Raw genomic sequence first — 17,870 nt, 5'->3', positions numbered from 1 at the left:
CACCGCGGGAAGCCCGATCCGGTGCCGGCTAGGGCGCAACACGCCCTAACCGCGGGCGCCCCGGCCCAGGGTGTCCTCCAGCCAGTCGAAGACCACCTCGCAGTGCTGTTGCGGGGCCATCGGCGAGCAGTGCAGCTGGGCACCGGTGGCCGCCCGCATCAGCCGGAACTCCTTCCGGGTACGCAGCAGGTCGAAGAACGCGCGCGGCTGACCCGGGTAGAAGGTCTCGTCGTCGTAGTCGAGGACCAGCGTGGGGCACTTGATGCGGCCCACGATCCGGGTAATGTCGAGTGCCATGATCCGCTGGGCCGGGGTCCAGAAGTCGGTGAAGAGCCGGCCCCGCCGGGCTTCGAGCATCGCCGGGATCGAGAAGGGCTCGATCCGCTTCTTGAGGACGAACTGCTCGGACGGCGTCAGCGCGGGGGCGACCTCCTCGTTCCAGATCCGGTTGGTCTCCGCCTTGTCCGGCGTCACGATGTCCCGCAGCCCCTCCGGGAAGCCCAGCCACGGGGAGAGGCAGCCCGGCAGCGCGGCCAGAGCGGCGATCCGGTGCTCGAAGGCCGCGGCCCGCGGTGCGAGGTCACCGCCCATGGAGAGACCGGTCAGGGCGATCCGACGGGCGTCGACGTCCCCGCGGCGCTCCAGCCAGTCCACGAGCGGCGAGACCACCTGCTCCCAGCGCGGGCTGAACACGAGCTGGTCGACGAAGAGCAACTGGCCCTGGCCCGGGCCGTCGTACACGAGCGCGTTCCAGCCGCGGGCGAGCGCGGCGGAGACCCCGTAGGTCCACATGTCGACGTTCGGGCCGTCGCTGCCGTTCGTGAGAATGACGGTCGGCCGGGGTCTTCCCGAGTCGTCCGGGCGGAAGAACCAGACCGGAATCGAGGTCCTGCCCTGGTAGGGGACCTGTTCGGTGATCGCCGCCGGTGTGCACAGCCGCGCGAAGGCGTCCCACGACCGGCGCCCCGCCAGATAGAGCTTCTTCTCGTCACCCGGGGTCTGCGAGCCGAGCACGAAGAACAGCGCCTGCCCGTAGTACTGGGCGGCGCGCAGCGAGTGGGCGCGGTGCGTCTGCCGGTGGGGCGAGGCGGTGGCCGTCAGCCGGTCGCCCCAGCGGCGGAACTCCGCGGTGTAGGTCTGCTCGTTCGCCCCGGCGGCGTTGATGGCGTTGACGGCGGTGAGCACCTCGCCGACCTCGGACGCACCGAACCCGGCGCCCCCGAGCGCGAGCAGCGCGTTGAAATTGAGCCCCGGGTCCGTGAACAACTGCATGGCACCGGGTGTCGGCGACGCGTCGCGTGCGGGAGCCGGGGCCGAAGGGCGGGCGTCACGCTCTGCCGCGAGCGCCGGGGCCGGGCTCGCCGAGGCGGCCGGCGCCGCGGACAGCGCGACCGTACCCGCCGCTGCCGCGAGCCCGGCGAGCGTGCCCCGTCGAGTGAGCGCCTGCGCATGGTCTGTGTACGCGTTCGTCATGAGAGCGAACGTAGGAGCAGGCCTCGCCACCCACCGGCCCGCCGCTCCCGACGGTACTTCGAACGGACCCCTGGGAGCTCGTGGCTATCCTGCCGCCGCGCCGATCCGCCGCAGCAGCTCGGGCAGGGCGGTGCCGATGGGTTCGCGCACGACCTCCTCGGCGCGTTCGTCGTACGGGGTCGGCTCGGCGTTGACGACGACGAGCCGGGCGCCGTGGTCGGCGGCGACGCCCGCGAGGCCGGCCGCCGGGTGGACCTGGAGGGTGGTGCCGACGGCGATGAACACCTGGCAGGCCTTCGCGATGGCGGCGGCCTCGCCGAGGACGACCGGGTCGAGGTGCTCGCCGAACATCACCGTCGCGGGCTTGAGGATCCCGCCGCACGTGACGCAGGCGGGGTCCGCCTCGCCCGCGTCGACCCGGGCGAGCGCGTCGTCCATCGGCGTCCTCGCGTGACACTCCGTACAGACCACCACCCGTGCGGTGCCGTGGAGTTCGAGCACCTTGCGGGCGGGCATGCCGGCCTCCTGATGGAGTCCGTCGACGTTCTGGGTGAGGACCCGTACCGGCACTCCGGACCGCTCCAGGTCGGCCACGGCCCGGTGCGCGGCGTTGGGCTCGGCCCCCAGCGCCCCGGCGTCCCGCCGCATCAGCCAGGCCCGCCGCCTGATCTCCGGATCCGCCATGTAGTACTCGTACGTCACGAGCTTCTCGGCCTCGGGATCCTTGCGCCACAGCCCGTTGGGACCGCGATAGTCCGGGATCCCGGAGTCGGTGGAGATGCCTGCCCCACTGAGGATGGCGACGAGTGGCCTGTTCATGGCCATGAAGGTACGGTTCCGACCCGGCCACGGCGACCGGTTATCCGGGCCCCGGCGACCCGGCCGTCCGCGTCGCTCCACCGGGAGGGCATGATGCCGGCCGGGCCGGAGCGCGTGCGGGTTCGGGCGGCGGAGCAGCGGGAGGCGGAGTTGAGCGTCACCGGAGTGTGGATCGTCGGCGTCGTGCCCGACCGAACGGTCCGGGCCCTGCGCGGCAGTACGGCTCCGGACTTCCCGGCGGCACCCGTGGACCCGTACCGCGACCTGTCCGGGGAGCCGGCCTGGTGGCGGAGCACGGGGCGGGCGTCCCTGTTCGATCCGTCGACACGTTCTCCGGGCTCCTGGACCGCCGACGAGGACGCCATCCGGCTGAGGGCGATCCTGGACGCCTGCCAGGACGACTCCGACCACGTGGAGCACCTGCGGGACGAGGTCATGGAACTGTTTCCCGCTGACCTAGGGGCGGGCCTGTTCGCGGCCACGGCCCGCAAGGCGAGCCCGTTCTCCGCCCTGGCCTATGCCCTGGGGCCCGACGCGACGCTACGACTGCCGGGCCCGTTCGGGGACTTCCTGCTCGACGCCGGGCAGGTCCGCGCCGTACTGCCCGCCGTCGAGGAGACCCTCGCCCTGGAGGGAAGCGCGCGTCGTGACGCGATCGAGCGGATCCACGCGTGGATGACCGGACTGGGCGACGATCCGTCGCACGACGCGGACGAACTCCTCGACGGCCCCCGCCGCGTCCTCGCCCACGCCGCCCGCACGGGCCAGGGGGCGGCGGGCCAGGTCCGCTGGTACTGACGAAACCGAACGGGCTCGTTCCTCAAGGCCGGCGGGGGTCGGTCGAGTCGCGGGGCTCCATCTCGCGTGCGAGCCTGAATTCATGATCAGGCGATCGCCTTTCCGCTTGCCTGTTCGCGTGAGGGCAGCCGTGGCCGGCCGCCGGGCGGGGACGCTCGAAAGGAGTTCGGCCCCATGATTCCTCGCACCGCCTCACCTGTGCGGGTCGAGGCGTTCCTCGATCCCCGGCTCTCCCGATGGATGTGGCTGGTGAAGTGGTTCATCGCCATCCCGCACTACATCGTTCTGTTCTTCCTGTGGATCGCGTTCGTCTTCGTCACCATCGTGGCGTTCTTCGCCATCCTGTTCACCGGCCGCTACCCCCGGTCCCTCTTCGACTTCAGCGTCGGCGTGCTGCGCTGGAACTGGCGTGTCGCCTACTACGCCCACACCGCGCTCGGCACCGATCAGTACCCGCCCTTCACCCTCGCGGACGTGCCCAGCTACCCGGCGCGCTTCGACGTCGCCTACCCCGAGCGTCTCTCCCGTGGCCTGGTCCTGGTGAAGTGGTGGCTGCTGGCGATCCCGCAGTACATCGTGGTCGGGATCTTCTTCGGCGGGTGGGGCTGGAACGACAACTGGCGTGGCGTCGGCCTGATCCCCTTCCTCTCGCTGGTCGCCGTGGTCGTCCTGCTGTTCACGGCCCGGTACCCGATGCACCTCTTCGACCTGCTGCTCGGCCTGGCCCGCTGGGCCGCGCGGGTAGCCGCCTACGCCGCGCTGATGACCGACGAGTACCCACCGTTCCGCCTCGACATGGGCGGACAGGAGTCAACACCCCTCACGAAGTTCCCGACGACGGGCTCCGGCGTATAGGTCAGTTGGCGCCGCGGCCCTTTGCGGCCCGGCGGAGCAGGGCTGTTGTCGGGGGGATGGCCAGGAGTAGGGCCAGGGTTGCGTAGCCGTGGTCGAGGGTGGTCGGTGTGGCGACGGCGGCTACGAGCAACGGGCCGCCCGCGTCGCCCAGTTCGCGTCCGAGTTCGGCTGTGCCCATGGTCTGGCCGAGCCGTTCGGCCGGCGTCGAGGCGGCCAGGGCGGCGAAGCCGAGCGGGGTGATGAGGCCGGTCCCGGTGCCGATGAGGGCCGCGCCGGACAGCACGCCCGGCACCCCCGGCAGCATCGCGCAGCCCAGACCGGCGGCGGTGAGCGCCAGCCCGGCCAGGATGCCGCCGCGTGCGGTGAGGCGCCCGGCGTCCAGGGCGCGTCCGGCCCGGGGCTGCACCACGGCGGCGCAGGCGGCGAGGACGGACACGGCGGCGCCGGTCGCGACCGGGTCCAGGCCCGCCGCGCGGCCGGAGACGGGCAGGAAGCCCACGCCGACGGACAGGGCGGCGGTCGCCGCGGCCAGCGCCGCCGTCGGGCGGAGGAAGTCCGGGCGGACCAGCCGCCGGGCCAGGTCCAGCACCGTTTGACGGGCCTTCGGCAGCGGCGGCACGGCGGGTACGGCGAGCGCCGCCCACACCGCGACGGCCGTGCCGAGCACCGCGAGGACCGTGAACAGCAGCCGGAGCCCGCCGGCCCACACGAGCACGCCACCGAGCAGCGGGCCGAGGGTGTAGCCGACGGACTTGTAGAAGCCGTAACTGCCGAAGGCCCTGCCGTGCTTCGCCGCCGGGTTCAGGCGGGCGACCAGCGCGGAGGCCGAGGGGGAGAAGGCGGACGCGGCGGCGCCCTGGCCGAGCCGTGCCGCCCACAGCAGACCGGGGCTGTCCGCCAGCGCGTACACCGCGGAGGCGGCGGCGAACGCGACGAGCCCGCCGAGCAGGACCGGGCGCGCCCCGACACGGTCCGCGAGCGTGCCGAAGAACGGCTTGAGCAGCACCTCGGCACCGTCGTACAGGGCGAGCAGACCGCCGAGCACCATCAGCGAGCTGACCGCGTCACCCTGGCCGCCGAGGTTCGCGGCGATGCCGTGGGCGCCGAACGCGGTGGTGAACCCGGCCGCGTACAACGGCCACATCCGGCGCGCCGGGGCCGCTCGGGGTACGGGCGCGCGAGGGGTGAGGGGTTCACCGGTCATGGAGTGAGGCTACGTCCGGCGGCGGGGCGCGAGGACCCTCCGGCCGGGACACCCGCCCCCGGCCGCGCGGGAGCGGACGGCGCGTCCACCCGGAGGGTTTTCGGGACCCCGCGCGCGGGCCGCGCGGGTGCGGCGCGGTGCCGTGGGTACGCTCGCGCCCCGACGGGAGTTCCGTGGCAGTTCCGTGGCCGTTCGACGGAAGACAAGGGACAGGGGCCGGCAGACCAGGGCAGTCCGGGGCAGGCGGTCCAGGACGGTTCCGCGGCAGCACACGGCAGCACACGGCAGCACACGGCAGCATTCCTCCGAGCGGACGTAGGAGAAGAGCCATCACCGAGCCGAAGTCCGAGGAGCCCGGGGAGCCCAAGGGGTCCAAGGAGTCCGGGGCCGTTCCGAGCGACGGAGCCGGTGCCGCGCAGGCGGCTCCGGGCGGCCAGCCCACGGAGGCCGAGCAGCTGAGGGCCATGCTGCTCCAGCCCGCGTACCGCAAGGCGCTGGTGTTCTCCGCCGTGATGGGTGTCCCCGTCTCCCTCGTCGCGTTCTGGTTCCTGGTGCTCCTGCACGAGCTGGAACATCTGCTGTGGGACCAGTGGCCGCACGATCTCGGCTGGTCGGACCCGCCCTGGTGGTGGCCGCTTCCCGCGCTGCTGCTGGCGGGCGTGCTGGTGGGCCTGATCGTGGCGCGGCTTCCGGGCCGGGGCGGACACATCCCGGCCTCGGGCCTGCACGCCGGCGGGGTGTCGACCTCCGCGCTGCCCGGCGTCGCGCTCGCCGCCCTGGCCAGCCTTCCCCTGGGCGCCGTGCTCGGCCCCGAGTCACCTCTGATCGCGCTCGGCGGCGGTCTCGCCCTGCTCTTCCGGGATCTCGTACGGGCCCCGGCGACCCCGCAGGGCACGGCGCTCCTCGGTGCCGCCGGCGCCGCCGCGGCCATCTCGGCGATCTTCGGCAGCCCCTTGGTCGCCGCCGTGCTGCTGATGGAGGTCGCCGGTGTGGGCGGGCCCCAGCTGTTCGCGGTCATGCTGCCCGCGCTGCTCGCCAGCGGGGTCGGCGCCATCGTGTTCACCGGCTTCGGCGACTGGACCGGACTCCAGACCGGCAGCCTCAGGATCGGACTGCCCGCGCCCTCGACCCTCGACACCGGGGACGTCGTCTGGTCGGTGCTCATGGCGGTCGTGATCGGCTTCGGCGTCCACTATGTGATCGTGGGCGGCCGGCACGCGGCCCGCGCCGTGTCCGCGCACACCCTGCGGGCCACGGTGCTGTGCGCGCTCGGCGCGGGCGGTTGCGCGGCGCTCTACGCCGTCCTGACCGGCCGTTCGCCGGCCGAGGTGGCCCTGTCCGGCCAGACCACCCTCTCCCAGCTCGCCGCCCACCCGCACGCCTGGTCGGTCGGCAGCCTGGTGGCCGTGGTGCTGTTCAAGTCGATCGCGTACGCGCTGTGCCTGGGCAGCCTCAGAGGCGGCCCGGTGTTCCCCTCGCTGTTCCTCGGCGGCGCGATGGGCGCCCTGCTGGCACCGCTCCCGGGCTTCGGTGTCGTACCGGCCATGGCGGCGGGCATGGCCGCCGCGTCCGCCGCCGCGCTCAGGCTCCCGGTCAGCTGTGTCGTGCTGGTCGTGCTCCTGGTGGGCAACTCGGGAACGGTGCCGGTGATCGTGCTCGCCGCCGTTGTCTCCTTCGTGACCGTGGAACTGCTGCCCCAGGGCCCGGACATCCCGCCGTTCAGGGACGCAGCCCGTCGAGCGCCTCGTCCAGCGTCGTCGCGGCCATGATGAGGGAGAGATGGGTGAACGCCTGCGGGAAGTTGCCCAGTTGCTCTCCGCTCGGGCCGATCTCCTCGGCGAACAGCCCGACATGGTTGGCGTACGTCTGCATCTTCTCGAACGTGTAGCGGGCCTGGGGGAGCCGTCCCGCCCGGGCGAGCGCGTCGACGTACAGGAACGTGCAGAGGCTGAACGTGCCCTCGGAGCCGCGCAGTCCGTCGGGGGAGGCCTCGGGGTCGTAGCGGTAGACCAGGCTGTCGGAGACGAGGACGCGCTCCATGGCGTCCAGGGTGCTCAGCCAGCCGGGGCTGCGCGCGGAGACGAAGCCGACGCGCGGGGCCAGCAGCAGGGAGGCGTCCAGCACGTCGCTGTCGTAGTGCTGGACGATCGCCTGCTGCTTCTCGTTCCAGCCGCGCGCCATGACCTGTTCGAGGATGGCGTCCCGGGCCTTCGTCCAGCGGACGGTGTCGGCCGGTCTGCTGTACTCCGCGGCCAGCTTCAGGCCCCGGTCGAACGCGGCCCAGCACATGATCCGGCTGTAGGTGAAGTCCTTGCGGCCGCCCCGGGTCTCCCAGATGCCCTCGTCGGGGCGGTCCCAGGAGTCCGCGAGCCAGTCCAGGATCCCGGCCAGCGCCTTCCAGCCGTGGTAGCCGCCCTGCTCGCTCACCGCGCGGCCCTCCGCCAGCGCGTACAGGGCCTCGCCGTAGATGTCGAGCTGGAGCTGGTCGGAGGCGGCGTTGCCGGCGCGCACCGGGTACGAGCCGCGGTAGCCCTCGAAGTGCTCCAGGATCTCCTCGCTCCCCAGGGGCGTGCCGTCCACCCGGTACATGATCTGGAGGGGTTCGCCCTCCGGCCCTTCGCGCTCGCGCAGCCGGTCGCCCAGCCAGCGGGTGAAGTGGGTCGCCTCCTCCACGAAGCCGAGGTCGAGCAGCGCCCGCACCGACAGCGAGCCGTCCCGCACCCAGGTGTAGCGGTAGTCCCAGTTGCGTTCGCCGCCGATCTGCTCGGGCAGCCCCATCGTCGCGGCGGCGACCGGCGCTCCGGTCGGGGCGTAGGTCAGGAGCTTGAGGGTGATCGCGGAGCGGTGCACCATCTCCGTCCAGCGGCCCCGGTAGTTGGAGGTGCGGACCCACTTCTGCCAGAAGTCGACGTTGTTCCACAGTTCCTCGGTGAGGCTGTCCACGGTGGGAGGCGGCGGCGCCTCGCCGTCGGGCCCGCACACCGTGAACACGACGGCCGCCTGCTCGCCGTTCTCCAGGGTGATGCCGCCCCGGACGTCCTGGCCGTCCCGTTCCAGCGGGATGTTGCCCTGAAGGTACGCGGTGGTTCCCGGGGACCTGAACACGGCCTGGCCGGTGACCAGTTCGAGCTCGTGGTCGGCCCGCGCGTAGTCGAACCGGGGCCGGCACTCCAGACCGAAGTGCACGGTGCCGCGCACCGAGCGGACGACGCGCACCAGGCTGTGCCGGTCGCTGGGCGTCGAGCCCGTGAGCACCGGCATGTGGTCGATGACCTCGCCCACGCCGTCCGGGGACATGAAGCGGGTCACCACCACGGCCGTGTCCGGGTAGTAGAGCTGTCGCCAGGTCCCCTCGGGGTGGTCGGGCGCCAGCCGGAAATAGCCGCCGCGGTCGTGGTCCAGCAGCGCGGCGAACACGCTGGGGGAGTCGAAGCGGGGCGCGGCGAACCAGTCGACCACGCCCTGGGACGTCACCAGGGCCGCGGTCTGCAGGTCCCCGACCAGGCCGTGGTCGGCGATGGGCGGATAGCGGTCCATGCGGGCCTCCATGTCGGGCGGCTTGTGCCGTGTGCCGAACGGCTTCGGTCGGGCTGCCTCAGGCCGGACCGCCTTCGGTCGGAGGGTCTTCGGTTCGGACGGTCCTCGGTCGTGCTGCCTTCGGTCGGGCTGTTTCTGGCGTACGGCTGCCGGTCAGGCGGCCTCGGCCTTGACGCGTCCCGAGCGGACGGCGTTCACGAGTGCCTGGTGGTCCTTCTCGTTCTGGTCCGCGTAGGCCTCCGCGAACGGGACCAGGGCCCGGTCGAAGACGTCGCCCCCGCCCAGATAGGAGGCGATGGCGATGCGGTCGCCCGACCTGGCGTGCGCGCGGGCCAGCGTGGCCCCGCACAGCTCGCCGAAGGCCCGCATGTCCGCCGGCACCATGAGCTCGGGCTCCGCGATGCCCTTCCAGTCCCGCAACTGCCGTACGTAGAAGTCCCGTCGGCGGCCGTCGATGCCCTCGGCCCGCTCCCAGCCCAGGAAGATGTCGCTGGTGGCCTGCATGAGCCGCTGCCCGGCGACCACACGCTCGCCCTGGGTCCGGTACTCGCTCGCGCCGACGTACGGCGCCAGCACCGACTCGTCCGCCTCCTTGGCCTGCAGGAGCAGCGGATCCGAGCCGTCCCGGCCGAGCATGAGGATGATCCAGCAACGGGTGCCCACGCTGCCGACGCCGACCACCTTGCGGGCCACGTCGGCGAACCGGTACTGCTCCAGCAGGAACCGCCGGTCCGTGGCCAGGCTCCGGCCGTAACTCCCGATCAGCTTGCGGAGCTGCTTCTCCAGGGCGCCGCGTTCCATGTCGGGGAGCAGATCCTGCAGCGGAACGACGAGCGGGGGGTCCGCGGCGATCAGGGCCTGGCCGTCGACCATGTGCGTGAGCTTGTTGAAGGCCTGGAGGCTGTCCCGGCTGCGCGCCTTGGCGGTCGACTTCTTCCAGCGGTCGCGTGCCCGCGAGCCCACTTCCCCGGCGATATGGGTCCGTACCCAGTCCTCGTCGAAATGCGTGTACCAGACGGGGAGGTTGCCCATCCCGGCGAAGCGTCTCATCCACTCGCGGTACGACCGCACCGTGGTGCGGACGATGTCGGTGCGCTCCTTGCCGCTGAAGCCGTTCGCCCGGGCCGCGATGACGAGGCTGGCGGACAGCCGCTTGACGTCCCACTCCCAGGGGCCGGGCAGCGTCTCGTCGAAGTCGTTGATGTCGAACATCATGCGGCGCTCCGGCGAGGCGAGCAGCCGGAAGTTCAACATGTGCGCGTCACCGCACAGTTGTGCCCTGATCCCGGACCGGGGCGTGCCGGCGAGGTCCGAGGCCATGATGGCGGCGGCACCGCGATAGAAGCGGAACGGCGACTCGGTCATCCGGCCGTAGCGGATCGGTACGAGCTCGGGCACCCGGGTCGCGGACTGCCCCTCCACGATGTCCACCGGGTCGGGCCGCTTCGCCGCGGGGGTGAACTCTGCGTGGCTGGAGCGCGGCACGGCGGAGCGGGCGGCCTTGCCGAGCGCGGCGCGCTCCGCCGGGGTGTGGTGCGGGTGCCGGCCGCCGGCCGGGTGCTTGGGGGTCATGGCAGACGCTCCGCGATGTGGTCGCCGGCGCGCGGGGCGCCGGCGAGGGCGGTCGGCGAGGGAATCACCGCGCCGAGGCTCGGGGGAGGCTCCCGCATGGGACGTGCCGGAGGCCGGCGGCGTGCGGTGCGTCGGCCTCGGGGGCGGCAGGTGACGTACGGGCGGTGCACGCGGTTGGGGGCGGTCGGCGGCATACCGGTCGTGGCGGGAGGGGTCCGGCCCGATCACCAAGGTAGCCCCGGGTCATTTGTCCGGCGAGTCGGACCGGGCGGGCCCCGGCGCACGGGGCGCGAGACCGGATTTGTGGACGTGGTCGGCGGAGGTGACGATGAGGTCATGCGCGACACCGCGGCGTCGAGCGGCGCGAGGGCACGCGGGGGCGACGATGGTCCTTGACCTCCTGCTGATCGCTCTGGCGATCGCCCTGGACCCGCTGCCGATCACCGGATTCGTGCTGGTGCTCTCGACGGACAAGGGGATCTGGAAGGGCCTCGCCTTCATCCTGACCTGGCTGGCCAGCTTCGTCGCGATCATCGCCGGCGTGCTGCTGATGACCGGCGGCGAGCCCCCGCCCCCGAGGTCCGCCCCGTCCACGGCCGCGCTGGCCGGCAAACTCGCCATCGGCGTCGGACTCGTCCTCTACGCGGAACGCAGACGGCGCAACCTCGGCAAGGAGGCGAAGTCCTCCGGCTTCATGTCCAAGATCGAGCGGATCTCGCCCTGGACCGCGGCCGGGCTGGCGCTGCTGCTCCAGCCCTGGGGGATGATCGCGGCCGGCGCCTCCACCGTCGTGAGCGCGGACCTCGGGCACGCGGCCTCGTACGCCGCCCTGATGGGCTACGTGCTGCTGGCCAGTTCCAGTCTGCTGACGATGGAGCTCTACGCGACCTTCGCCCCGCGGACGGCCCATGTACGGCTCGGGAAGCTGCGCGCCTGGATGGAGCGGCACCAGGACAAGGCGCTGGTGTCGCTGTTCCTCTTCCTGGGGCTGTGGCTGGTCGGGAAGAGCATCTACCAGCTGACCGCGTGAACCACCCGAACGGCCCCGGACGGGGGTGTTCCCGGGGGTCGGAGGCGGCCTCGCACCGAAATGCGGCGGCTTCCGAGCGGTGCTGCAATGGCATGGACCTGGGGCAGGGGAAAACCATGACCATGCAGGGGTGAAGCCGTGAGCGAAGATGACATCGTCGAGATGGGACCGATCGACTATATCGTCGTGGAGTTTCCCGGTAACCGAATGACGGGGGAGGGGCTTCCGATCCTCGTCGATCTGGTGGACCGCGGCCTCATCCGGATTCTCGACCTGTTGTTCGTCAGAAAGGACGAGGACGGGTCCGTGGCCGGCATGGAGATCGCCGACTTCGACGGAGACGGAGCCCTCGACCTCGCCGTGTTCGAGGGGGCGTCCTCGGGGCTGCTGGGCGAGGACGACATCGCGGAGGCCGGCAAGGCGCTGGAGCCCGGCAACTCCGCCGGGATCCTCGTCTACGAGAACGTGTGGGCGGCGCCCTTCGCCGCCGCGCTGCGACGCGGCGGTGCCCAGATGGTCGCCTCCGGGCGCATTCCGGTGCCGGCGGTGCTGGCGGCGCTCGAGGACACGGACGCGGGGTAGGCCGGCCCGGGCGCCGGACGCTCCCTCGCCGGGGCGTTCCGGCGACGGCCGGCCGTGCCCCCGACGCCCCGCCCGACGGGGAGTCGGGGGCACGGCCGTGATCGTGCCGTGCGGCGCTGCCCGGGCCACCCGATGGCGCCCTCCCTGGGGGATCGCCCTGGGAGGAACGGCTTTCGCGGGGACGTGCGACGGCCCCGCACTGGCAGTGCGGGGCCGTTCGTGGTGCGGAGACCGCTGGGAGGGCGGTGGGCTACGCGGTGCGGGCGTCCCGGCCGGATCCGACGCACAGCGCCCAGATGACGAAGGCGTCGATGGCGATCAGGACGCTGGCCCACACCGGGGAGTACGGCAGCCACATGAAGTTGGCGACCATGGCCAGCCCGGCCAGGGTGATGCCGACGATCCGGGCCCACAGCATGCCGCGGAACACGGCGATGCCGGCGAGGACGATCAGGACGCCGAGGGTGAGGTGGATCCAGCCCCAGCTCGTGAGGTTGAACGTGTAGACGTAGTTGCGGGTGGTGACGAATACGTCGTCCTTGGCGATGGCGGCGATGCCCTGGAATATCGCCATCGCGCCTCCGAAGATCATCATGACTCCGGCGAAGGCGGTCCAGCCGGACACCCACGCCCCCGAACCGCCGGCGGATTCCTGCCGGTGGTGCATACCCGTCGTAGCCATTGCGAGCTCCTCCTGCGTAGACCTCGCCACCGACCGGTCGACGGTCGGTGGCCACATTTCAGCTTGCCACGGGAATGACGGACCGGCAGATCGTCGGGAATTGCGCAGGTGGCGGCGAGATCGACGTGCGGGAAAAGGGGTTCGGTGTTCCAATGGTGCTGCCCGGTGCGCCGAGCGGAATTCGGCGCGCACAGGGGATCGAATCCCTTTCGGGCGCGTTCCGAATTGCCTCGTGCCGGAAAGGAAACCACCGTGCCAGGTCTCCTCCGTGGGGTCGCCCGCACCGCCGTGGTGGCCGGTACGGCCACCGCCGTATCGAACCGGGTGTCGCGTCGTCAGCAGGGACGATGGGCCCAGCAGGAAGCGCAGCAGCAGTACCAGTACCAGGAGCAGCAGCCCCCGCCGCCGCCTCCTCCGGCCGCCGCACCGGCCGACGAGATGACCAGCAAGATCGACCAGTTGAAGCAGCTCGGGGACCTCAAGGCCCAGGGCGTGCTCACCGAAGCCGAGTTCGAGGCGCAGAAGGCCCGGATCCTCGGCTGACCGCACAGGATCCCCGTCGAGGACACCTGACGAACCTCGGCGGGGCGTACACCGCGAACACCGGTCCGGCGGCCGGGGGCACGCCCCCGGCCGCCGAGGTGTGGGCGGAGGCCAGGCCGGCCCGCCCGGTGCGGGTGGAAGGCGCAGGCCGGCCCGCCCGGTGCGGGTGGAAGGCAAAGGTCAGCCCCCCCCGTGTGGGCGGAGGCCCAGGTCGGCCCACCTGGTGTGGGCGGAAGGCGCGGGTCAGCCCACCCGGTGGCCGTTCTCCAGCTCCGCCGGGCCCGAGTCGTCCGCCAGGACGTCGAGCGCCGTGAGGACCCGACGGCCCGAGGCACCCGGGAGATGGGCGGCGACCTCCTCGCGTGGCACCAGGCGCCAGGACAGCAGTTCCTCCTCCTGGAGCCGGATCGCCTTCAGCTCCTCCTCGCCCAGGACCCCGCCGTCGTACAGGTAGGCCACCAGCGGCGGTCGATCCGGTCCGAGGACCCAGTCGACGGCCAGCAGCCGGCCGAGCTCCACGTCGAGGCCGATCTCCTCGGCCGTCTCGCGGCGCGCTCCCTGCCGCGGGCTCTCCCCGTCGTCCGACTCCACCGTTCCGCCCGGAAGCGTCCAGCCGGGGCGGTAGTTCGGTTCGACGAGCAGCACCCGCCCGTCGGTGTCCCGGAAGAGGGTGGCGGCCCCGGCGAGGACACGGGGCAGACCGGCGATATATGCGGCGAAGTCCGAAGTGGTCACATCGGAAAGCCTACGAGAGGACCCGCGCGTTCTCCCTGCTCGGCGCCACCGGCGGCCCGCCCGGGCTCCGGGCTGCCTGACTCCGGGGGCCCGCCCGGCCAGCCCCCGGAGTCAGGCCCCGGCGCCCGCGAGCGCGACCGTGCGGGACGCGAGTTCGGTGATCCGTACCCCGTCGAAGCCGAACACCGCGCTGCGGACGGTGTCCTCCAGCGGGTCCTTCCACTGCGGGGGAATCGCCTCCGCCCCGCACAGGACGCCCGCGACGGAGCCCGCGGTCGCGCCGTTGGAGTCGGTGTCCAGACCGCCGCGGACCGTCAGCGTGATGGTGCGGGTGAAGTCGCCGTCGCCGTACAGCAGTCCGGCCGTCAGCACCGCCGCGTTCGGGACCGTGTGGATCCACCCCATCCCGGAGGTCTCCTCGGACACGGTGGTGAGGGTGTCCTCCCAGGTCATCCCGGTCTCCTGGAGTGCGATCACCCGGCGGACGGTGCGCGAGAGACGGCTGCTCGCGGGGATGACGCCGAGCGCCGTCTCCAGCGCGTCCCGTACGGACGGGGCGGTGAAGGCCGCGGAGACCAGCGCCGCCGCCCACATCGCGCCGTAGACGCCGTTGCCGGTGTGGGACAGCACGGCGTCACGACGGGCCAGCGAGGCCGCGCGCCCCGGCAGCCCCGGGGACGTCCAGCCGTAGACGTCGGCGCGGATCAGGGCGCCGATCCACTCCTGGTACGGATTCTCGTACGTCGCCGTCACCGGCGGCTTCAGACCCCGGGCCAGATTGCGGTAGGCGGCGCGCTCCGCCGTGAACGTCTGGAGGTACGGCAGCCGCGCCAGCCAGAGATCACCGACCTGCTCGGTGCTGAACGAGAAGCCGTGCGTCTCCAGCAGGTCGAGCCCGAGGATCGCGTAGTCCACGTCGTCGTCCCGGCAGCTGCCGTGGATGCGGCCGCGCACGCAGCTGCGCCACTCGGGCCGCAGCTCGAACTCGCCCCCGGCGCCGTCGTCGGCCGGTGCGGGGAGGTAGTCGGTCAGCGGCAGTGCCGCCGCCTGCCGCAGATAGCGGTCGATGCGGTCCCGCGTCCAGTGGTCGCCCTGCTCGACCGGCTTGCCGAGCATGTTGCCCGCGATCCGGCCCAGCCAGCCGCCGAGGACGCGGTCGTCGATGTCGGTGCCCACAGGGGTCATGGCTCCGGTCTACCCAATTCCGGGCGCAGGTGCTCGCCGGAGCGGGGCGGAATCGGGGGCTCCGGGAGCCGGGGAGGCGGCGGGCGCCGGTACCCGCGGACCGGCGTCGGCCCGTATCCGGGGCCGGTCCCGAGGGCTGGGCAGGGGCATGACGAAGGGGGTCCGCTCCGGTTATGGTCGCAGCGGCGCGACTGCCTTGACGTGTGCAAGGCCCGGAAGCAAGGGGAATGCAAGTGGCGGACGCTGCTGTGGACCGGACCCCGCGTGTGCTCATCGCGGCGGACAAGTTCAAGGGATCGCTGACGGCCGTGCAGGTCGCGGAGCGGGTGACGGCCGGACTGCGCCGTGCCGCACCGCACGCCGAGATCGAGTCGCTGCCCGTGGCCGACGGCGGCGACGGCACCGTCGACGCGGCGGTCGCGGCCGGCTTCGAGCGCCGCGAGGTGCGCGTCGCCGGACCGCTGGGCCACGAGGTGAGCGCCTCGTTCGCGCTGCGGGGGCCGACCGCGGTCGTGGAGATGGCCGAGGCGAGCGGGCTCCAGCGGCTGCCCAGCGGCGTCTTCGCGCCGCTGTCGTCCTCGACGTACGGCACCGGGGAACTGCTGCGCGCCGCGCTGGACGCCGGTGCCCGCACCATCGTCTTCGGCGTGGGCGGCAGTGCGACGACCGACGGCGGGGCGGGCATGCTCTCCGCGCTCGGCGCGCGGTTCCTCGACGCGGAGGGCGAGCCGGTGGCGCCCGGAGGCGCCGGGCTGGCCGACGTGGCGAGCGCCGATCTGTCCGGCCTCGACGGCCGGCTCGCCGCCGTGGACCTCGTGCTCGCCAGCGACGTGGACAACCCGCTGACCGGCCCCACGGGGGCGCCCGCCGTCTACGGCCCCCAGAAGGGCGCCGGCCCCGACGACGTGGCCCTGCTGGACGGCGCCCTCGCCCACTTCGCCGGGGTGCTGGAGAAGGAGATCGGGCCGAAGGCCGCCGGGTACGCCACCGCGCCCGGCGCCGGTGCCGCGGGAGGGGTCGGCTACGGGGCCCTGGTCCTGGGTGCGCGCTTCCGGCCCGGGATCGAGGTGATGCTCGACGTGCTGGGCTTCGCGCCCGCGCTGGAGCGCGCCACGCTGGTGATCACCGGTGAGGGGTCGCTCGACGAGCAGACCCTGCACGGCAAGGCGCCCGCCGGGGTCGCGGCGGCCGCCCGGGCCGGGGGCAAGGAGGTCGTCGCGGTGTGCGGCCGCCTCGCGCTCCCGCCCGAGGAGCTCGGCAGGGCGGGCATCCGACGCGCATACCCGCTCACCGAGGCCGAGCCCGACATCGCCAGGTGCATCGCCGAGGCCGGCCCGATCCTGGAACGAGTGGCGGAGAACATCGGCCACGACTTCCTGACCTGAGGCAAGGGCCTCCGGCCGGGGCCGGGACCGTTCCCACCGGCCCGGGCCCCGGCCTGCGTAGGGCCAAGGCTCAGGGGGCCAGGGTTCTCAGCGACCAGGGCCCGGCGGGGTGCCCGTCAAGCGGTAGGCGTCGAGGGCCAGGGTCATCTCTATGAGGTCGCGGGGGCGGGCCAGGGAGCGTGCGGTGAGCTGTTCCAGGCGGCGCAGGCGGTTGAACACCGTGTTCCGGTGGCAGTACAGCCGGCCCGCCGCCCGGCCCGCCGAGCCCTCGCAGGCCAGCCACATGTCCAGCGTCTCGATCAGCACGGCCCGGTCACCGGGTTCGAGCTCCAGCAGCGTGCCGAACACGTCCGACACCAGCCGGCCCGCCAGCTCCGGCTGGCTCACGACGAGCGCCGTCGGCATCCGCTGATCGAGGCGTACGACCCCGGTCGCGTCCGGCGGACAGGTGCGCAGCGCCAGTTCGGCCCACCGCCGGGCCCGCCCCAGCTCGCCGAGCCCCGAGACCACGGGACTGATGCCGCCCGGACCCGAACGCCGTCCGTCGAGCAGCTGGGCCACCCCGTCCAGGCCCTGTCCGGCGTCCAGCGCCACCACCGCGATCTCGCAGTCGGCCCGCATCCGCCAGATGAACCGCAGCCCGGCACCCAGTACCGGCCGGACGCAGACGTCCCGTCCGTCGTGGCGCTCCGTCCGCAGCACGACGACGGCGTACGGCCCGTGCTCGGGCAGATCGAGTCCGGCCGCCGCCCGCGCCGCGAGCCCCGGAGCGTCCTGGCCCTCGAGGAGCGCGTCGAGCAGGGCCTGCAACTGCTCGTCGGTGCGCCGCCGCAACTCCCGCTCCGTGGCGAGGTAGGACTCCGAGGCGGTCGCCGCCTGCGCGTCCACCGCGGCCCACACCATCGTGGCGCAGCGCATGAGCACCGCGAGCCGCTCGGGTTCCCGGCCCGCCGCGCTCTCCATCAGCGCGTCCCAGACCAGATAGCCCGCGGCACGGTAGGCGTGCACGAGGAGTTCGAGCGGCAGCCCCTGGTGGGCCCGACGACGGCCCGCCTCCTCGGCGTGCGCCAGATCGCGGCGCGGTGAGTCCCGGGGCGCGGAGATCGCCTTGATCCCGATGCGCATCGCGGTCTCTGCCTCCCGCCACTGCTGGTCGTACGGCAGCACCTGTCCGTAGACGGGGGAGTACTCGGTGAGCTGCCCGACGTGCTCGTCGACGAGCTCGGGCAGCCGTTCCAGCAGAGCCGCACACGACTCCGCGAGCAGCTTCCAGTCATGACCGGTCCGCGGTCTGCGCCCTCCCATGGCCGGAGGATGCCACCGGGACCCGGGGTCGCACAGGCCCCTGACACGCGGTGTTGTGCGCGTGCACAACGGGCGGGCGCCGGGGGTGGGCTCCCGCCGCGTTTGTGCCGCAGCCCGTGGACGGGGGTGTCCGCCGGTGCTGAGGTGAGCGCCACACCGAGCGAG

The 17,870-nt window shown here is 72.9% G+C and carries 16 protein-coding genes; 7 read left to right on the top strand and 9 right to left on the bottom strand.

The window, feature by feature from the left end; all coding sequences use genetic code 11:
* Positions 1-45 precede the first annotated feature (45 nt).
* Together IO36_RS19300 and IO36_RS19295 are read right to left on the bottom strand one after the other, a co-directional pair.
* Positions 46-1,473, bottom strand: coding sequence for an alpha/beta hydrolase family protein (locus IO36_RS19300; protein ID WP_037621500.1), 1,428 nt, complete (start codon positions 1,471-1,473; stop codon positions 46-48).
* 84 nt (positions 1,474-1,557) lie between these two features.
* Positions 1,558-2,292, bottom strand: coding sequence for an SIR2 family NAD-dependent protein deacylase (locus tag IO36_RS19295; protein ID WP_037621952.1), 735 nt, complete (start codon positions 2,290-2,292; stop codon positions 1,558-1,560).
* A gap of 150 nt (positions 2,293-2,442) precedes the next feature.
* Between IO36_RS19295 and IO36_RS19290 the strand changes: the two genes are divergently transcribed.
* On the top strand, positions 2,443-3,090 hold the full coding sequence (locus IO36_RS19290; RefSeq protein WP_158997406.1) for a hypothetical protein: 648 nt from the start codon (positions 2,443-2,445) through the stop codon (positions 3,088-3,090).
* Positions 3,091-3,264: 174 nt separating this feature from the next.
* Positions 3,265-3,945: a DUF4389 domain-containing protein gene (locus IO36_RS19285; protein WP_037621496.1), complete on the top strand. Its 681-nt coding sequence runs from the start codon at positions 3,265-3,267 to the stop codon at positions 3,943-3,945.
* 1 nt (position 3,946) lies between these two features.
* On the opposite strand, the gene IO36_RS19280 is transcribed toward IO36_RS19285, so the two are convergent.
* The gene (locus IO36_RS19280) at positions 3,947-5,089 is read right to left on the bottom strand and encodes an MFS transporter (protein WP_037621495.1); all 1,143 of its coding nucleotides are present in this window, start codon (positions 5,087-5,089) and stop codon (positions 3,947-3,949) included.
* A gap of 524 nt (positions 5,090-5,613) precedes the next feature.
* On the opposite strand from IO36_RS19280, the gene IO36_RS19275 reads away from it, so the two are divergent.
* A complete protein-coding gene (locus IO36_RS19275; RefSeq protein ID WP_037621493.1) occupies positions 5,614-6,918 on the top strand; it encodes a chloride channel protein in 1,305 nt (434 codons plus the stop codon).
* Here IO36_RS19275 and IO36_RS19270 read toward each other — a convergent pair.
* Both IO36_RS19270 and IO36_RS19265 read right to left on the bottom strand, forming a co-directional pair.
* Positions 6,869-8,686, bottom strand: a complete 1,818-nt coding sequence (locus IO36_RS19270) for a glycoside hydrolase family 15 protein (RefSeq protein WP_037621491.1) — start codon at positions 8,684-8,686, stop codon at positions 6,869-6,871. The two genes, IO36_RS19275 and IO36_RS19270, sit on opposite strands and share 50 nt — an antisense overlap.
* A gap of 153 nt (positions 8,687-8,839) precedes the next feature.
* Positions 8,840-10,258: a DUF2252 domain-containing protein gene (locus IO36_RS19265; protein WP_037621490.1), complete on the bottom strand. Its 1,419-nt coding sequence runs from the start codon at positions 10,256-10,258 to the stop codon at positions 8,840-8,842.
* Positions 10,259-10,643: 385 nt separating this feature from the next.
* Between IO36_RS19265 and IO36_RS19260 the strand changes: the two genes are divergently transcribed.
* Positions 10,644-11,288, top strand: coding sequence for a GAP family protein (locus tag IO36_RS19260; protein WP_037621488.1), 645 nt, complete (start codon positions 10,644-10,646; stop codon positions 11,286-11,288).
* Between the two features lie 162 nt (positions 11,289-11,450).
* On the top strand, positions 11,451-11,870 hold the full coding sequence (locus IO36_RS19255) for a DUF6325 family protein (protein ID WP_037621950.1): 420 nt from the start codon (positions 11,451-11,453) through the stop codon (positions 11,868-11,870).
* Between the two features lie 250 nt (positions 11,871-12,120).
* Here the strand turns inward: IO36_RS19255 and IO36_RS19250 are convergent, their stop codons facing one another.
* Entirely contained in the window at positions 12,121-12,552 is a 432-nt protein-coding gene (locus tag IO36_RS19250) for a DUF7144 family membrane protein (protein WP_037621487.1), read from the bottom strand.
* 252 nt (positions 12,553-12,804) lie between these two features.
* Between IO36_RS19250 and IO36_RS19245 the strand changes: the two genes are divergently transcribed.
* Positions 12,805-13,095 carry an SHOCT domain-containing protein gene (locus tag IO36_RS19245; protein ID WP_037621486.1) on the top strand — a complete coding sequence of 97 codons (291 nt, stop codon included), beginning with the start codon at positions 12,805-12,807 and terminating at the stop codon, positions 13,093-13,095.
* Positions 13,096-13,338: 243 nt separating this feature from the next.
* Here the strand turns inward: IO36_RS19245 and IO36_RS19240 are convergent, their stop codons facing one another.
* Both IO36_RS19240 and IO36_RS19235 read right to left on the bottom strand, forming a co-directional pair.
* Positions 13,339-13,830 carry an NUDIX domain-containing protein gene (locus IO36_RS19240; protein WP_037621484.1) on the bottom strand — a complete coding sequence of 164 codons (492 nt, stop codon included), beginning with the start codon at positions 13,828-13,830 and terminating at the stop codon, positions 13,339-13,341.
* A 111-nt stretch (positions 13,831-13,941) separates the two neighbouring features.
* Positions 13,942-15,015 (bottom strand): ADP-ribosylglycohydrolase family protein, encoded by a 1,074-nt coding sequence (locus tag IO36_RS19235; RefSeq protein WP_037621483.1) that lies wholly within the window; start codon positions 15,013-15,015, stop codon positions 13,942-13,944.
* 233 nt (positions 15,016-15,248) lie between these two features.
* Here IO36_RS19235 and IO36_RS19230 point away from each other — a divergent pair, with 233 nt between their 5' ends.
* Positions 15,249-16,400 (top strand): glycerate kinase, encoded by a 1,152-nt coding sequence (locus IO36_RS19230; protein ID WP_245173343.1) that lies wholly within the window; start codon positions 15,249-15,251, stop codon positions 16,398-16,400.
* An 87-nt stretch (positions 16,401-16,487) separates the two neighbouring features.
* Here IO36_RS19230 and IO36_RS19225 read toward each other — a convergent pair whose 3' ends face one another.
* Positions 16,488-17,705 (bottom strand): PucR family transcriptional regulator, encoded by a 1,218-nt coding sequence (locus IO36_RS19225; protein ID WP_037621479.1) that lies wholly within the window; start codon positions 17,703-17,705, stop codon positions 16,488-16,490.
* Positions 17,706-17,870: the final 165 nt, after the last annotated feature.

It is taken from the genome of Streptomyces aureus, assembly GCF_000725495.1.
Classification (GTDB): Bacteria; Actinomycetota; Actinomycetes; order Streptomycetales; family Streptomycetaceae; genus Streptomyces; species Streptomyces aureus_B.
This window is presented reverse-complemented; position numbering and strand designations above follow the sequence as displayed.

Bases quoted from the DNA above. Each gene is read 5' to 3' on its own strand.
- IO36_RS19300 (WP_037621500.1), bottom strand. From the start codon at position 1,473: ATGACGAACGCGTACACAGACCATGCGCAGGCGCTCACTCGACGGGGC.
- IO36_RS19295 (WP_037621952.1), bottom strand. From the start codon at position 2,292: ATGAACAGGCCACTCGTCGCCATCCTCAGTGGGGCAGGCATCTCCACC.
- IO36_RS19285 (WP_037621496.1), top strand. From the start codon at position 3,265: ATGATTCCTCGCACCGCCTCACCTGTGCGGGTCGAGGCGTTCCTCGAT.
- IO36_RS19280 (WP_037621495.1), bottom strand. From the start codon at position 5,089: ATGTGGCCGTTGTACGCGGCCGGGTTCACCACCGCGTTCGGCGCCCAC.
- IO36_RS19275 (WP_037621493.1), top strand. From the start codon at position 5,614: ATGCTGCTCCAGCCCGCGTACCGCAAGGCGCTGGTGTTCTCCGCCGTG.
- IO36_RS19270 (WP_037621491.1), bottom strand. From the start codon at position 8,686: ATGGACCGCTATCCGCCCATCGCCGACCACGGCCTGGTCGGGGACCTG.
- IO36_RS19265 (WP_037621490.1), bottom strand. From the start codon at position 10,258: ATGACCCCCAAGCACCCGGCCGGCGGCCGGCACCCGCACCACACCCCG.
- IO36_RS19260 (WP_037621488.1), top strand. From the start codon at position 10,644: ATGGTCCTTGACCTCCTGCTGATCGCTCTGGCGATCGCCCTGGACCCG.
- IO36_RS19255 (WP_037621950.1), top strand. From the start codon at position 11,451: ATGGGACCGATCGACTATATCGTCGTGGAGTTTCCCGGTAACCGAATG.
- IO36_RS19250 (WP_037621487.1), bottom strand. From the start codon at position 12,552: ATGGCTACGACGGGTATGCACCACCGGCAGGAATCCGCCGGCGGTTCG.
- IO36_RS19235 (WP_037621483.1), bottom strand. From the start codon at position 15,015: ATGACCCCTGTGGGCACCGACATCGACGACCGCGTCCTCGGCGGCTGG.
- IO36_RS19225 (WP_037621479.1), bottom strand. From the start codon at position 17,705: ATGGGAGGGCGCAGACCGCGGACCGGTCATGACTGGAAGCTGCTCGCG.